Origin of the sequence: Leclercia sp. 1548 (assembly GCF_050435045.1) — a bacterium.
In the GTDB taxonomy this organism is placed as follows: Bacteria; Pseudomonadota; Gammaproteobacteria; order Enterobacterales; family Enterobacteriaceae; genus Enterobacter; species Enterobacter adecarboxylatus.
In genome coordinates, this window is the sequence record NZ_JBNDJP010000008.1 from 1 (window position 1) to 14729 (window position 14729).

At 55.2% G+C, this 14729-nt stretch carries 12 protein-coding genes; 4 read left to right on the forward strand and 8 right to left on the reverse strand.

The genetic code is table 11. The features are described 5' to 3' along the window. Positions 1 to 397 precede the first annotated feature (397 nt). Both ABIE02_RS18980 and mdtD read left to right on the forward strand, forming a co-directional pair. Positions 398 to 1090: a FadR/GntR family transcriptional regulator gene (locus ABIE02_RS18980; protein WP_059306920.1), complete on the forward strand. Its 693-nt coding sequence runs from the start codon at positions 398 to 400 to the stop codon at positions 1088 to 1090. A gap of 21 nt (positions 1091 to 1111) precedes the next feature. Continuing rightward, complete coding sequence (mdtD, locus tag ABIE02_RS18985) at positions 1112 to 2539, forward strand: multidrug transporter subunit MdtD (protein ID WP_077226422.1); 1428 nt, start codon at positions 1112 to 1114, stop codon at positions 2537 to 2539. On the opposite strand, the gene rbsR is transcribed toward mdtD, so the two are convergent. From rbsR to kup, 7 genes are all read right to left on the reverse strand, one after another. Beyond that, a complete protein-coding gene (rbsR, locus tag ABIE02_RS18990) occupies positions 2505 to 3497 on the reverse strand; it encodes a ribose operon transcriptional repressor RbsR (RefSeq protein WP_072250849.1) in 993 nt (330 codons plus the stop codon). The genes mdtD and rbsR overlap by 35 nt on opposite strands. A gap of 3 nt (positions 3498 to 3500) precedes the next feature. Continuing rightward, positions 3501 to 4430, reverse strand: coding sequence for a ribokinase (rbsK, locus tag ABIE02_RS18995; protein WP_077226498.1), 930 nt, complete (start codon positions 4428 to 4430; stop codon positions 3501 to 3503). A gap of 107 nt (positions 4431 to 4537) precedes the next feature. Next, on the reverse strand, positions 4538 to 5428 hold the full coding sequence (rbsB, locus tag ABIE02_RS19000) for a ribose ABC transporter substrate-binding protein RbsB (protein WP_032615470.1): 891 nt from the start codon (positions 5426 to 5428) through the stop codon (positions 4538 to 4540). A 27-nt stretch (positions 5429 to 5455) separates the two neighbouring features. Continuing rightward, entirely contained in the window at positions 5456 to 6421 is a 966-nt protein-coding gene (gene rbsC / locus ABIE02_RS19005; protein ID WP_032615473.1) for a ribose ABC transporter permease, read from the reverse strand. Positions 6422 to 6425: 4 nt separating this feature from the next. Continuing rightward, on the reverse strand, positions 6426 to 7931 hold the full coding sequence (rbsA, locus tag ABIE02_RS19010) for a ribose ABC transporter ATP-binding protein RbsA (RefSeq protein ID WP_032615476.1): 1506 nt from the start codon (positions 7929 to 7931) through the stop codon (positions 6426 to 6428). Positions 7932 to 7938: 7 nt separating this feature from the next. Then, on the reverse strand, positions 7939 to 8358 hold the full coding sequence (rbsD, locus tag ABIE02_RS19015; protein WP_032615478.1) for a D-ribose pyranase: 420 nt from the start codon (positions 8356 to 8358) through the stop codon (positions 7939 to 7941). Between the two features lie 226 nt (positions 8359 to 8584). Continuing rightward, positions 8585 to 10453: a low affinity potassium transporter Kup gene (kup, locus tag ABIE02_RS19020; protein WP_059306918.1), complete on the reverse strand. Its 1869-nt coding sequence runs from the start codon at positions 10451 to 10453 to the stop codon at positions 8585 to 8587. A 221-nt stretch (positions 10454 to 10674) separates the two neighbouring features. Between kup and ravA the strand changes: the two genes are divergently transcribed. Next, positions 10675 to 12171: an ATPase RavA gene (ravA, locus tag ABIE02_RS19025; protein ID WP_032615482.1), complete on the forward strand. Its 1497-nt coding sequence runs from the start codon at positions 10675 to 10677 to the stop codon at positions 12169 to 12171. Beyond that, a complete protein-coding gene (viaA, locus tag ABIE02_RS19030; RefSeq protein WP_263755639.1) occupies positions 12165 to 13616 on the forward strand; it encodes an ATPase RavA stimulator ViaA in 1452 nt (483 codons plus the stop codon). The genes ravA and viaA overlap by 7 nt, the downstream gene beginning before the upstream one ends. Here the strand turns inward: viaA and asnA are convergent, their stop codons facing one another. Further along, entirely contained in the window at positions 13617 to 14609 is a 993-nt protein-coding gene (gene asnA, locus ABIE02_RS19035) for an aspartate--ammonia ligase (RefSeq protein WP_059306916.1), read from the reverse strand. Between the last annotated feature and the right edge of the window lie 120 nt (positions 14610 to 14729).

A 14729-nucleotide genomic window follows, 5' to 3' on the forward strand; every position in this document is an offset into this window, starting at 1 on the left:
CATTAAGAATCCATGTCACTTTGAGTGCCCACACAGATTGTCTGATAAATTGTTAAAGAGCAGTGCAACGCGGCTTTCGCTCACCGTTGCGAGGTCCCGTATATTACGTTTTCCTCATTCAGAGTCAAGCGATTATTTTTGCTTTTCTCTGCCGGCGTTCATCTCTGAAGCCTGCTGTCACGGCGGTTTGTAATCCGTTGTTCCGTGTCAGTGGAGGCGCATTATAGGGAGTTCTTCGGCAGTGACAAGAGTAAATTTAAAAAAAATAACCAACCGTGCTTTTTTTCACCAAAACACCCGCCTTTAAGCCAAAAATTGCGCTAATTGTCGTTTTACCAACCACAACCATCCTGCAGATGGCATACTTACTAGCATTAAGAATCAAGGAATATGCGTTATGCCTTTGAGCGCGCAACAGCTGGCGGCACAAAAGAACCTTTCATATGTGCTGGCAGAAAAACTGGCACAGCGGATCCTGGCTGGTGAATACATGCCAGGTAGCATCCTGCCGGGCGAACTGGAACTCGGTGAGCAGTTTGGCGTGAGCCGAACCGCTGTGCGTGAGGCCGTGAAAACCTTAACAGCGAAAGGGATGGTGCTTCCTCGTCCGCGTATCGGTACACGCGTGATGCCCCAGAGCAACTGGAACTTCCTCGATCAAGAATTGCTCTCCTGGTGGATGACGGAAGATAACTTCCATCAGGTTATCGAGCATTTCCTGGTCATGCGCAGCAGCCTGGAGCCTCAGGCCTGCCTGCTGGCCGCCACGATCGGAACGGCAGAGCAAAAAGCGCGGTTAAATACTTTAATGGATGAGATGGTGCATCTGAAAAAGCACTTTAACCGGGAGCGCTGGATAGAAGTGGATATGGCCTGGCACGAGCATATCTATGAGATGAGCGGTAATCCGTTCCTGACCTCTTTCGCCTCGCTCTTTCATTCTGTCTACCACACTTACTTTACGTCTATAACGCAGGACGAGGTGGTGAAGCTGGATTTACACCAGGCTATCGTTGATGCCATTCAGGACAGCGATGGGCTGCGTGCTATGGCGGCCAGCCAGGCACTGCTTGCCACACCGGCACGATAGCAATAAACAACAGGAATTCGAATGACAGTAAAAAAAGCACGCAGCATGGCGGGTTTGCCATGGATTGCGGCGATGGCTTTCTTTATGCAGGCGCTGGACGCCACCATCCTAAACACCGCCCTTCCGGCGATTGCCGAAAGCCTTAACCGTTCTCCGCTGGCCATGCAGTCAGCCATCATTAGTTATACCCTGACCGTTGCGATGCTGATCCCGGTGAGCGGCTGGCTGGCCGATCGCTTCGGCACACGGCGTGTCTTTATGCTGGCGGTAACGTTATTTACGCTGGGGTCGCTGGCTTGCGCCCTCTCCAGTTCGCTGGGTGAGCTGGTTATCTTCCGGGTGATTCAGGGCGTAGGCGGTGCAATGATGATGCCGGTCGCGCGCCTGGCACTGCTAAGGGCCTATCCGCGCAGCGAACTGTTGCCGGTGCTTAACTTCGTCACTATGCCGGGCCTGGTCGGGCCGATCCTCGGGCCGGTACTGGGGGGCGTTCTGGTTACCTGGGCCAGCTGGCACTGGATATTCCTCATTAATATTCCCATTGGGATCGCCGGTCTTTTCTATGCCCGCAAGTTTATGCCGAACTTCACGACTCCGCGGCGCAAATTCGATATGGGCGGATTCTTCCTGTTTGGCCTGAGCCTGGTGCTATTTTCCAGCGGCATGGAGCTGTTCGGTGAGAAAGTAGTGGCAACCTGGCTGGCCGTCTCCATCATCTTCAGCGGCATTCTTCTTTTTCTTCTTTATATACGTCATGCGCGTCGTCACCCTACGCCGCTGATTTCGCTCTCGCTGTTTAACACACGTACTTTTTCGGTAGGCATTGCCGGAAACATCGCTTCGCGGCTGGGCACAGGCTGTGTTCCTTTCCTTATGCCGCTAATGCTGCAGGTCGGGTTCGGTTATCCGGCGTTGATAGCAGGCTGCATGATGGCGCCTACGGCGGTGGGTTCGATTCTGGCTAAATCCGGGGTGACCCAATTGTTACGACGGCTGGGATACCGCAGAACCTTGGTCGGTGTGACGGTATTTATCGGCGTGATGATTGCGCAATTCTCACTGCAGTCGGCAGCGCTGCCGGTGTGGATGCTGATCCTGCCGCTGTTTGTGCTGGGGATGGCAATGTCCATCCAGTTCACCTCAATGAACACCATTACCCTTGCCGATCTCAGCGATGAGAATGCAAGCGGCGGTAACAGCATGCTGGCAGTCACTCAGCAGCTTTCAATCAGTCTGGGGGTTGCGGTCAGTGCGGCGGTATTGCGCTTTTACGAAGGGTTCGACAGCAACAACACTGTCGAACAATTTCACTCAACCTTTATCACTATGGGTGTGCTGACGGTTGTCTCTGCACTGGTCTTTATGCTGTTAAAACCGAAAGACGGTCAGAACCTCATAAAAGAACGGCACAAACCTAAACCGAGCCCCGTTCCATCAGAACAGGAGTAAGCTGCAGCCGCTGCTGTTGCAGTGCGGGCTGGGCGATACGATGGATCAATACATCAATCGCCAGCTCGCCCAGTTCATCCTTGGGCTGATGAATGGTAGTGAGCGGCGGCGTCATATACTTCGCCAGTTCGATATCGTCATATCCCACCACGGCGATGTCGTCCGGGATACGAAGTCCCGCCTGATAAAGCGCCTGATAAGCCCCCACCGCCATTGCATCATTACCGATAAAGACTGCCTGCGGACGCTCTTTCTGCGCCAGTAACGACTGCATCGCCTCGAAACCACCGCTAAATTCAAAGTCACCGGTAATTTGATATCCGTCCGGGACAGGTAGACCGGCGCGCGCCATGGCCACCAGAAAACCTTCCAGACGCAGACGGGCCGGAGTTTTATCCAGCGGGCCGGTAATGCAGGCGATACGGGTATGGCCTTTATCAATCAGATGTTGCGTCGCCATGTCCCCGCCCAGCAGCGAGTTATCCTGAATCAGGTCGCTGGTACCGTCGAACGGTGCCCAGTCCATCATCACCGTAGGAACGGAGGGGTAGCGCTGCATAATCTCGGGTGAGGGTTGATGCGTTTCGGTACACAGCAGTAATAACCCGTCGACACGCTTTTGCATCAGCGTCTCCAGGTTGCGGTTCATGCGCTGTTCGTCGCCTTCGGTATTACAGAGCACCAGGCTGTAGCCGCGCTCAAAGCAGCTGCGCTCCACACCGCGCACCAGCTCAGAGTAAAAGGGGTTGGTACTGGCGGTAATGAGCATGCCGATGGTGCGGGTCTGGTTAAGTTTCAGACTGCGCGCCAGGGCGGAAGGCGCATAATTGAGGGATTTCACTGCGGCTTCGACCTTCTCCCGGATCGCCTCGCTGACGAAGCGATCCTTATTAATGACATGGGAGACCGTCGAAGTAGAGACGCCCGCCACGCGAGCGACATCTTTCATTGTGGCCAAACGCTACCTCTGCTGACTTAAAAATTCATCGATCTCATTGCGCCATGGAACAGAAGGCTGCGCCCCTGGACGGGTCACGGCAATGGCTGCCGCCGCATGGGCAAAACGAATCGCGTTATCCAGCGGCTCACCTTCCAGCAGCGCCGTAACCAGCGCACCATTAAAGGTATCGCCAGCGGCGATGGTATCGACTGCTTTCACCTTAAAGCCAGGAACGCGACGACCTTCTCCCTCGACGCTGGCCCATACGCCACGGCTGCCAAGGGTAATGATGACCTTACTGATGCCTTTCTGATGCAAGGCTTTCGCCGCGCGCGCCGCATCGTCATCGTTTTCAACGCGAATACCCGTCAGCTTTTCGGCTTCGGTTTCGTTAGGGGTAATGATATCCACCAGCGCCAGCAGCTCGTCTGATAATACACGGGCAGGGGCGGGATTAAGTACGACAGTGGTGTGATTTTTATGGGCAATTTGCGCAGCCGCCAGCACGCTTTCTACCGGCGTCTCCAGTTGCATCAGTAGGGCATCGGCCTGTGCAATACACTCCTGCTGCGCCACCACGCGTTCAGAGGTCAGCGCCGCATTCGCACCCGCGTGAATACCGATGACATTCTCACCTTCCGCGTTGACGAAAATCAGCGCCACGCCGGTTGATTCGCCTTCTACCACGCTGACCGGCGCAATATCGATGTTGTCGCTTGCCAGCTGTTTGCGCACACGCTCACCAGTATCATCATCGCCGGTACAGGCGATAAAGGCGATGTTGGCACCGCTGCGTCCGGCGGCAACCGCCTGGTTTGCGCCCTTGCCGCCAAAGGCGACCTGATAGCGATTACCCGTTACGGTCTCGCCCGGTGTCGGGAAAGCGTCAAGGTTAAGAATGTGATCGGCATTAATACTGCCAAGGACGACGAGCTTACCTGCGGTTTTCATCATTGAAGTGTCCATCAGAGAGTGCCACCGGGATAACCCGGTGGCGTATGCCACTCTTTTCTTTATATGTTGCCCTTCAGGCAACCGTCGGCTGCCTGAATCGCATATTACTGCTTGATGACCAGTTTCAGGTCAACAGGGTATTTAGCCTGAACTTTCTCGCCCTTCAGCACTTTGTCAGCAGTCTGCACGCCAGTCGCGCCAATCTGCTCCGGCAGCTGAGCAATGGTCGCAGCCAGTTTGCCATCGTTTACCGCTTTTTCACCATCCGGCGTACCGTCAAATCCAACCACCATCACATCAGATTTACCTGCGGTCTGCAGTGCACGCAGCGCGCCCAGCGCCATTTCATCGTTCTGTGCGAATACCGCTTTAACGTCCGGGTGAGCGGTCAGCAGGTTCTGCATAACGTTCAGACCCTTAGTGCGGTCAAAGTCTGCTGGCTGGCTGGCCAGCACGTTGAATTTGTGGGCAGCCACAGCCTGCTGGAAGCCTTCGCCACGCTCACGCGCTGCGGAAGTCCCGGCGATGCCCTGCAGTTCGATAACTTTGGCACCTTCGCCTGCTTTCTTGGCGATGTAGTCACCGGCGATTTTGCCGCCCAGCACGTTATCAGAGGCAATGTGGCTAACCACTTCGCCTTTAGAGGCCTGACGGTCAAGGGTGATCACCGGGATGTTAGCCTGGTTTGCCATCTTCACGGCGTTACCTACCGCGTCGGAATCGGTTGGGTTGATCAGCAGAATTTTGGTGCCGCGAACGGTTAAGTCCTGCACGTTAGCCAGCTCTTTTGCCGGGTTGTTCTGGGAATCCAGGATCACCAGGTTGTAGCCCAGTTTGTCGGCTTCTTTCTGCGCGCCATCCTTCAGGGAGACGAAGAACGGGTTGTTGAGGGTAGAAACCACCAGCGCGATGGTATCTTTCGCCATGGCGTTTGCACTCACAGTTGCGCTCAGCGCGACAGCAGAAACCAGGGTAGCCAGTTTTTTCATGTTCATATCAAAGATGTCCTGTAGTGTCGTCAGTTACTGTTTTTTGTTGTCTACCAGTACCGCCAGCAAAATCACTACCGCTTTGACGATCATCTGGTAATAGGAAGAAACACCTAACAAATTCAAACCATTGTTCAGGAAGCCGAGGATCAGCGCACCGATCAGCGTCCCCACGATACGACCTTTACCGCCTGCCAGGCTGGTGCCGCCCAGTACGACCGCAGCGATGGCATCCAGCTCATAACCCGTACCCGCCGTTGGCTGAGCAGAGGAGAGACGTGCCACCTCGATAATGCCCGCCAGCGAAGCCAGCAGGCCGCACAGGGAGTAGACGATAACTTTGACTTTATTGACGCTGATGCCGGACAGACGCGTTGCCGCTTCGTTACCGCCCAGAGCATAGATATAACGACCCAGGCGGGTGTGATGCAACATGTACCACGCTGCAAGGAACACCAGGCCCATGATCCAGACCGGCGTCGGGATACCCAGCGGGCGACCGATACCGAACCAGCCAAACAGATCGGCGTTGTCGGTAAAGCCAGTGTTCACCGGACTACCGTTGGTATAGACCATGGTCACACCGCGCAGCAGTAACATCATCACCAGGGTGGCGATAAAGGCCTGCACGCGGCCTTTCGCCACGATCATTCCGGTGACGGCCCCAATTGCGGCTCCCAGCGCAAGCGCCGCTGCTACGGCCACCAGCGCGTTGACTTCAATCCCTACAATTGAAGCAGCAACCGCGCCGGTGAGCGCCAGCAGGGAACCGACGGACAGGTCGATACCCGACGTCAAAATCACCAGCGTCATCCCCACCGCCATAATGGCGTTTACGGACGTTTGCTGAAGAATGTTGAACAGGTTATTAACGGTAAAAAAGTTCGGACTCATGGTGGAGACAATCGCGATCAGCACCAGCAGGGCAATCAGCGATTTTTGTTCCAACAGCCATGCCTTAGTGAAATAACGGCGTCCAGAAACAGCCTGGGTAGTCATCTTCTTACTCCTGATCCACGCGATTAAGCTTGCCCACAGCGGCAGCCATCAGAATTTCCTGGGTGGCCTGCTCGCGACTGAATTCACCGCCGAGATGCCCTTCATGCATGACGATAATGCGATCGCTCATGCCTAATACCTCTGGCATCTCGGAAGAGACCAGAATGATGCTCAGCCCGTCAGCCTTAAACTGGTTGATGAGCTGATAAATTTCTTTCTTCGCCCCGACATCCACGCCACGGGTTGGCTCATCGAGGATCAGCACTTTCGGACGGGTCATCAGACCGCGGGCAATCGCCACTTTCTGCTGGTTGCCGCCGGACAGCAGACCGATAGCCTGTTCCATCGACGGCGTTTTGACGTTAAAGAGGCGGATAAAATCGCTAACGGCCTGCTGCTCGTCTTTATGTTTCAGGCCCCCGCCGCTGCGGCTGAAGTAGCGCAGCGCGGTCAAGGACATGTTCTCTTTCACCGACATGCCCAGTACCAGGCCATCGCGCTTACGGTCTTCGGAGATGTAGACGATACCGTTCGCCAGGCCATCCTGCGGCGTACGGGTAACAACCTCATGGCCATCAAGCGTAACGTATCCGCTGGTGCGAGGGCTGGCACCATACAGCACCTTCATCAGCTCGGTACGCCCGGCGCCCATCAGCCCGGCCACGCCGAGGATTTCGCCCTGGCGCAGCGTAAAGGAGACATTATTTACGCCCGGGCCGCACAGGTTATCGACCTTGAGACGAATATCACCCGGCTGCTTATCAATGCGTGGGTACTGATCTTCCAGCTTACGTCCCACCATCATCTCAATCAGCGAGTCTTCGGTCAGCGTCACCACTTCACGCTCGGCAATAAACTGCCCGTCGCGGAATACCGTCACGTCGTCGCAGATCTCGAAGATCTCTTTCATACGGTGGGAGATATAGACAATGCCGCGCCCCTGGGCTTTCAGCTCGCGGATCACGCGGAACAGGGAGTCGGTTTCGGTATCAGTGAGGGCGTCAGTCGGCTCATCCATCACGATAACCCGGGATTCAAAGCTCAGAACTTTCGCGATCTCCACCATCTGCTGATCGCCAATGGAAAGTTCGCCCACCAGCCGATCGCTTTTGAAGCGCAGGTTCAGCTTCGCCAGCAGTTTGTCGGCTTCGGCATACATCTGTTTCCAGTCGATTTTGCCAAAGCGGTTAACGAACTCACGGCCAAGGAAGATGTTCTCCGCAATGGAGAGCTGCGGGATCAGGTTTAACTCCTGGTGGATGATGCCGATTCCGGCTTCCTGAGAGGATTTCGGGCCGTTGAAGGTGGTCTCTTTCCCCAGCCATAACAGTGAACCGGCGTCGCGTTGATAGATGCCGGTCAGCACTTTCATCATCGTGGATTTGCCTGCGCCGTTTTCACCGACCAGCGCCATCACGCGGCCAGCATAAACGTTGAGTGCGGCACCGGAGAGGGCTTTGACGCCCGGGAACGATTTATCGATCCCTTTCAGTTGCAGTAGTGCGTCCATGGTGGCCTCAGAAAGTGACGCCAGCACAGAGAATGATATTCGCATACGGGGAACACTCCCCGCTGCGGATAACCGCCTGGCTTTCAGCGGTATTTTTCTTGAACTGTTCGTGCGTTATATAACTAATTTTTATGGTGTTTCCCTGGTGTTGTTGCAGTTGCTTGATATGGCCAAGCAACGTTTCGTGGAGCTGCGGATTATGTTGTTTGATTTCCGTTGCGAGAATGGCTTCCTCAACCTGCATCTCGGTTGTCACTACATCCAGCACCTGCATAAACGAGGGCACGCCCTGCGTTAAAGCCAGATCAATACGCGTTGTGCTATGAGGGATGGGTAAACCTGCATCACACACGACCAGCGTATCGGTATGCCCGAGACGGGAGATAACCGATGAGACTTCAGAGTTGAGTACCGTGCCTTTCTTCATATTCTTGCTCCACTAGCGAAACGTTTCGCTGAAGCCAGTTTAATCTTACCGATGCGCAGAAAACCATCATGGCGTTGCAGATTTGTGATCGCCGTCGAAACGTTTCGCTAAGTGAAATGCGGGGGAGTTAAATGCAAAACGGTAACCCTCTGGTTACCGTTTTTTATGTTTGCACCCACACTCTGTTTTAGAGGGTTAAGGTAAGGGCATCAGGCCGTACCAGGACTTAAATCTCGACTTGGGTGCCTAACTCAATCACCCGGTTAGGCGGGATCTCGAACTGGTCGGGCGCACGCAGGGCATTACGCTGGAGGATAAGGTAGAGTTTGCCGCGCAGACGCAGATACCACGGACGTTTGCCAATGATCAGCGACTCGTGCGACATAAAGAACGAGGTCTCCATCATTCGGCAGCTTAAGCCTTCCAGACCGCAACGGTGGAACACCTCTTCTACGTTCGGCGTTTCACGCCAGCCGTAGCTTGCCACCACCCGCCAGAAGGTGGGCGACAGTTGCTCTATCTGCACGCGGCGGACGTTGTGGACATAAGGTGCATCTTCGGTACGCAGCGTCAGCAGGATCACCCGCTCATGCAGCACTTTGTTGTGCTTGAGGTTGTGCATCAGGGCAAACGGAATGACGTTCAGCGCACGCGACATATACACGGCGGTGCCCGGTACGCGAACCGGCGGAGATTTCTCCAGCGAGACGATCATCGCATCCAGAGAATTACCGTGTTCGTGCATCCGGCGCAGCAGGCGGAAACGCTCGCTCTTCCAGGTCGTCATGATAATGAACATGACTAAGCCGAGCGTCAGCGGTAGCCAGCCGCCGGAGATAATTTTGTCGAGGTTAGCCGAGAACAGAGGAATATCGATACACAGGAAGCCCACCAGAATCATCGCCACCAGGAATTTATTCCAGTGCCAGTTCCGGTACGCCACCGTGGTGGAGAGGATTGAGGTCAGGACCATCGTCCCCGTAACGGCAATACCGTAGGCTGCCGCCAGGTTGCTGGAGTGCTCGAAGCTGACGATAACAATCACCACCGCGAAATAGAGCAGCCAGTTAATGAACGGGATGTAAATCTGGCCGGACTCCATCTCTGAGGTATGAATGATGCGCATCGGCGACAGATAGCCAAGACGCACTGCCTGGCGCGTCAGGGAGAAGACGCCGGAAATCACCGCCTGAGAAGCAATCACGGTTGCCAGCGTCGCGAGGATCAGCATCGGCACCAGCGCCCACTCCGGCGCCAGCAGGAAGAACGGGTTCTTTATCGCTTCCGGGTGTTTGAGCAGCAGCGCCCCCTGGCCAAAGTAGTTCAGCACCAGCGACGGTAGCACCACAATAAACCATGCTACACGAATAGGCAGTTTACCGAAGTGCCCCATATCGGCATACAGCGCCTCCACCCCGGTGATAGACAGCACCACAGCACCCAGCGCGATAAACGACACGGTTTTGTATTCGAGGAAGAAGTGTACTGCCCACATCGGATTCAGGGCATGCAGCACGTCCGGGTTAGCAATAATGCTGCGTAATCCCAGCACCGCCAGGATCAGGAACCAGGCCAGCATAATCGGCGCGAAGAGTTTCCCCACCAGCCCGGTACCGTGTTTCTGGATCACAAACAGCAAGGTCAGCACAATTATGGCCAGCGGAACGACCCACTCTTCAAGCTGCGGCGCAACAATCTCCAGCCCTTCGATTGCCGACAGCACCGAGATAGCCGGCGTGATAACCACTTCGCCATAGAAGAAGCTGCCCCCAATCAGGCCGATAATCACCAGGAAGGAGGTCATTTTGGGCGAGGTGTTGCGCCCGGCCAACGACATTAAGGTCAGGATCCCACCTTCACCGGCGTTATCTGCGCGCATAACGAAGGAGAGATATTTAACGGAGACAACTAAGATCAGGAGCCAAAAGATGAGAGACAAAAAACCAAACACAGCGTCGCGTTCGACGCCAAAACCAAACTGACCGGACAAACATTCACGAAGCGTATAAAGCGGGCTGGTGCCGATATCACCGTAGACAACCCCAATCGCCGCGAGTGTGATTGCGGGTAATGATTGCTTATTATCAGTGCTCATAGACTAGTCTTTTCGTTTATATAACAAATGTGTGCTTAGTCCCTTGGCCCACAAAAAGCGCACAGTATGCACGATTAATCGTAGAATCGTACCCCTAAATGTACCCGCATTAACATAGCGCAAAGAAAATAGCACCGTAGTTCAGGCTATTACCAGCCCAGAACGAAACGTCTATACTCGCTTCAATTAGCCGGGTTTACGGCGAAGGATGCAAAACAATTATGGCTCACACTCATTTATTAGCAGAAAGAATTTCCCGTCTCAGCGGCGCGCTGGAAAAAGGGCTATTTGAACGTAGCCATGCCATCCGCCTTTGTTTACTGGCAGCACTGAGCGGCGAAAGTGTCTTTCTGCTGGGGCCGCCCGGTATCGCAAAAAGCCTGATTGCCCGCAGGCTGAAATTCGCGTTTCAGCATGCCAGAGCTTTTGAGTATCTGATGACCCGCTTTTCCACCCCGGAAGAGGTGTTCGGTCCGCTCTCTATCCAGGCCTTAAAAGATGAAGGACGGTATGAGCGTTTGACGGCAGGTTATCTGCCGGAAGCGGAGATCGTTTTTCTCGATGAAATCTGGAAAGCCGGCCCGGCGATCCTGAACACCCTGCTCACAGCCATCAACGAACGCCGGTTCCGCAACGGCGCGTTTGAGGAGAAAATCCCGATGCGCCTGCTGGTGGCGGCCTCCAACGAACTGCCGGAAGCCGACAGCAGTCTCGAAGCCTTATATGACCGCATGCTGATCCGCCTGTGGCTCGACAAAGTGCAGGACAAAGCGAACTTCCGCTCGCTGCTGATTAGCCAGCAGGATGAAAACGATAACCCGGTGCCCGCCACACTGCAGGTGACGGACGAGGAGTACCAGCAGTGGCAGCAGGACATCGGCAAAATCAAACTGCCAGATGCGGTATTTGACCTTGTCTATATGCTGCGCCAACAGCTTGATGCCCTGCCGGGCGCGCCTTACGTCTCCGATCGTCGCTGGAAGAAAGCCATTCGCCTGCTGCAGGCCAGCGCCCTGTTTAGCGGTCGCGATGCGGTTGCGCCTATTGATTTGATCCTGCTGAAGGATTGCCTGTGGCATGACGCCAACGGTATGCATCTGATGCAGCAGCAGCTGGAAATATTGATGACCGGGCACGCCTGGGGACAGCAGGAGATGCTGAACCAGCTCGGGGCCATCACCCAGCGCCGCCTTCAGCTTCAGCAGCAGCAAAGCGATAAAACTGCCCTGCGCGTTAATCGTCAGAGCGGTATGTTCGCCCGTCGCCCGCATTACGAATTACCGGCCGAACTGAGCGATACCACGCTGACGCTGCTCCTCCAGCAGCCCCTCAAGCTCCATGATATGCAAGTCATTCACATCACGGTTGAGCGTGAAGCCCTGTCGCTGTGGTTGAGTAAAGGTGGCGAGATCCGCGGCAAACTCAACGGCATTGGCTTTGCCCAGCAGCTTAATATGGAAGTGGACGGCAGTCTGCATCTGGTGATCCGCGACATCAGCCTGCAGGGATCGCGCCTTGCGCTGCCCGGCACCGCCTCTGATAGCGTCCCGGAAGAGATCAAACAGCAGCTGGAAGCGCTGGATAATCAGTGGCACCTTCAGCACACCCGCTTTAGCGAGCAGCAAAAATGCCTGTTTATCCACAGCGACTGGCTGGGGAGAATTGAGTCCAGCCTGCAGGACGTAAGCGCGCAGATCAAACAGGCGCGTCAATGCTGACGCTGGACACACTCAACGTTATGCTTGCCGTCGGTGAGGAGGGCATGATCGAAGAGCTCATCCTTACCCTGCTGGCTTCGCCGCAACTGGCGATCTTTTTTGAAAAGTTCCCGCGGCTTAAAACCGCCATTACAGACGATCTCCCGCGCTGGCAGGACAATTTACGCAAAAGACTGAAAGAGACCCGCGTACCGCCAGAACTCACCGAAGAGGTGATGTGTTATCAGCAGAGCCAGCTGCTCTCCACGCCTCAGTTGATCGTCCAGCTCCCGCAAATTTTAACCCTGCTGGACAGGCTTCACTCCCCCTACGCCAGCCAGGCGCGACAACTGGTCGTGGATAACGCCACCTTTACGCCCGCCCTGCATACCCTGTTTTTACAGCGCTGGCGGTTGAGCCTGGTGGTGCAGGCTACCTCCCTCAATCAGCAGTTGATGGAAGAAGAGCGCGAACAGCTGCTCAGCGAAGTGCAGGAGCGCATGACCTTAGCCGGTGCGCTGGAACCCGTGCTGGTGGAGAATGAAAACGCGGCCGGACGGCTGTGGGATATGAGCGCCGGTCAGTTAAAGCGTGGGGATTATCAGTTAATTGTCCGCTATGGCGACTTCCTCGCCCAGCAGCCGGAGCTGATGCAGCTCGCGGAACAGCTGGGACGTTCGCGGGAGGCAAAGTCGGTGCCAAAAAAGGATGCCCCGCTGGAAACCTTCCGCACTCTGGTACGCGAACCGGCGACAGTGCCGGAGCAAGTGGACGGACTGCAGCAGAGCGACGATATTCTGCGCCTGCTGCCACCCGAACTGGCCACCCTGGGCATTACGGAACTGGAATATGAATTTTACCGTCGGCTGGTGGAGAAGCAGCTCCTGACCTACCGGCTGCATGGCGATGCCTGGCGAGAGAAGGTCAGCCAACGCCCGGCCGTACATCAGGATTTCGACGAACAGCCGCGTGGGCCGTTTATTGTCTGCGTGGATACCTCCGGTTCGATGGGCGGTTTTAATGAACAGTGCGCCAAAGCCTTTTGCCTGGCGCTGATGCGGGTGGCGCTGGCTGACAGACGGCGCTGTTTCATTATGCTGTTTTCCAGCGAGGTGGTGGGCTACGAGCTGTCGGGCCAGCACGGCCTCGAACAGGCGATCCGCTTCTTAAGCCAGCGCTTTCGCGGCGGAACCGATCTCGCCAGCTGTTTTCGTGCCATCATCGAGCGGATGCAGGGCGGAGAGTGGTATGACGCCGATGCGGTAGTGATCTCGGATTTTATTGCCCAGCGGCTGCCGGATGAGGTGGTGAGTAAAGTGAAGGTGTTGCAGCGGGAACATCAACATCGTTTCCATGCGGTGGCAATGTCCACACATGGAAAACCCGGCATCATGCGCATCTTCGATCATATCTGGCGCTTTGATACCGGGTTGCGTAGCCGCCTGTTGCGGCGCTGGAAACGTTAATTACAGCAGCGCATCCACGCTGTCACGAACCTGTTGCGGCCATACGCCACACTGGACCTGTCCGATATGGGACAGCTGCAGCAGTAACATGGTCAGGCGAGACTGGCCGATGCCGCCGCCGATAGTCTGCGGCATCTCGCCACGCAGCAGCGCCTGGTGCCACTCCAGCTTCAGACGATCTTCATCACCGGTGATAGCCAGCTGACGCTGCAGCGCTTCGGCGTCGACGCGGATCCCCATGGAAGACAGCTCGAACGCATCTTCCAGCACCGGGTTCCACACCAGAATATCCCCGTTCAGACCCGCCAGGCCGCTTTCGTCTTCGCTGCTCCAGTCATCATAATCCGGCGCACGGACGTCATGGCGCTGACCATGAGACAGCTTGCCGCCGATGCCAATCAGGAATACGGCGCCCAGCTCTTTAGCGATCGCACGCTCACGGCCTTTGGCATCCAGATCCGGGAAACGGGTCAGGAGATCCTGGCTATGAACAAACTGGATCGTCTCTGGCAGGAACGGCGTCAGACCAAACTCTTTACTGACTGCCGCTTCGGTTTCTTTAATCCCGGCATAAATTGCTTCTACCGTCGCTTTCAGCGTACGGGTATGACGCTCGCCATCACCCATTACGCGTTCCCAGTCCCACTGGTCAACGTAAACAGAGTGAATAGCAGTAAGACGGTCTTCATCGGGGCGAAGAGCTTTCATGTGCGTGTAAAGCCCTTCGCCCGCGCTGAAGTCGTGTTGTCCCAGGGTTTGACGCTTCCACTTCGCGAGGGAATGAACCACTTCGAACTGGGCATCTGGCAGTGTTTTCACTTTCACCTGTACCGCTTTTTCGCAACCAGACAGGTTGTCCTGCGTCCCGTCGCCCACGCGGCTTAAGATCGGAGCCTGGACTTCAATAAGACCAAGCTTCTCTTCCAGCTGGCGGGAAAAATGGGATTTAACGAAACTGATCTGGCGTTGTTGTGCGATGTAAGCGGTTTTCATTATTTATACTCCTGCGTCCTGTTGGTATTGATTAAGCAACAAAAAAGAACCGCTTTCAATAATCCAACAATAAAACTCTAACTTCACTTTTGATTCGATAAAATTACCCGCTAAAATAGA

Bases quoted from the DNA above. Each gene is read 5' to 3' on its own strand.
- rbsC (WP_032615473.1), bottom strand. From the start codon at position 6,421: ATGACTACCCAGGCTGTTTCTGGACGCCGTTATTTCACTAAGGCATGG.
- ravA (WP_032615482.1), top strand. From the start codon at position 10,675: ATGGCTCACACTCATTTATTAGCAGAAAGAATTTCCCGTCTCAGCGGC.
- viaA (WP_263755639.1), top strand. From the start codon at position 12,165: ATGCTGACGCTGGACACACTCAACGTTATGCTTGCCGTCGGTGAGGAG.
- kup (WP_059306918.1), bottom strand. From the start codon at position 10,453: ATGAGCACTGATAATAAGCAATCATTACCCGCAATCACACTCGCGGCG.
- rbsD (WP_032615478.1), bottom strand. From the start codon at position 8,358: ATGAAGAAAGGCACGGTACTCAACTCTGAAGTCTCATCGGTTATCTCC.
- rbsA (WP_032615476.1), bottom strand. From the start codon at position 7,931: ATGGACGCACTACTGCAACTGAAAGGGATCGATAAATCGTTCCCGGGC.
- rbsK (WP_077226498.1), bottom strand. From the start codon at position 4,430: ATGAAAACCGCAGGTAAGCTCGTCGTCCTTGGCAGTATTAATGCCGAT.
- rbsB (WP_032615470.1), bottom strand. From the start codon at position 5,428: ATGAACATGAAAAAACTGGCTACCCTGGTTTCTGCTGTCGCGCTGAGC.
- ABIE02_RS18980 (WP_059306920.1), top strand. From the start codon at position 398: ATGCCTTTGAGCGCGCAACAGCTGGCGGCACAAAAGAACCTTTCATAT.
- asnA (WP_059306916.1), bottom strand. From the start codon at position 14,609: ATGAAAACCGCTTACATCGCACAACAACGCCAGATCAGTTTCGTTAAA.
- mdtD (WP_077226422.1), top strand. From the start codon at position 1,112: ATGACAGTAAAAAAAGCACGCAGCATGGCGGGTTTGCCATGGATTGCG.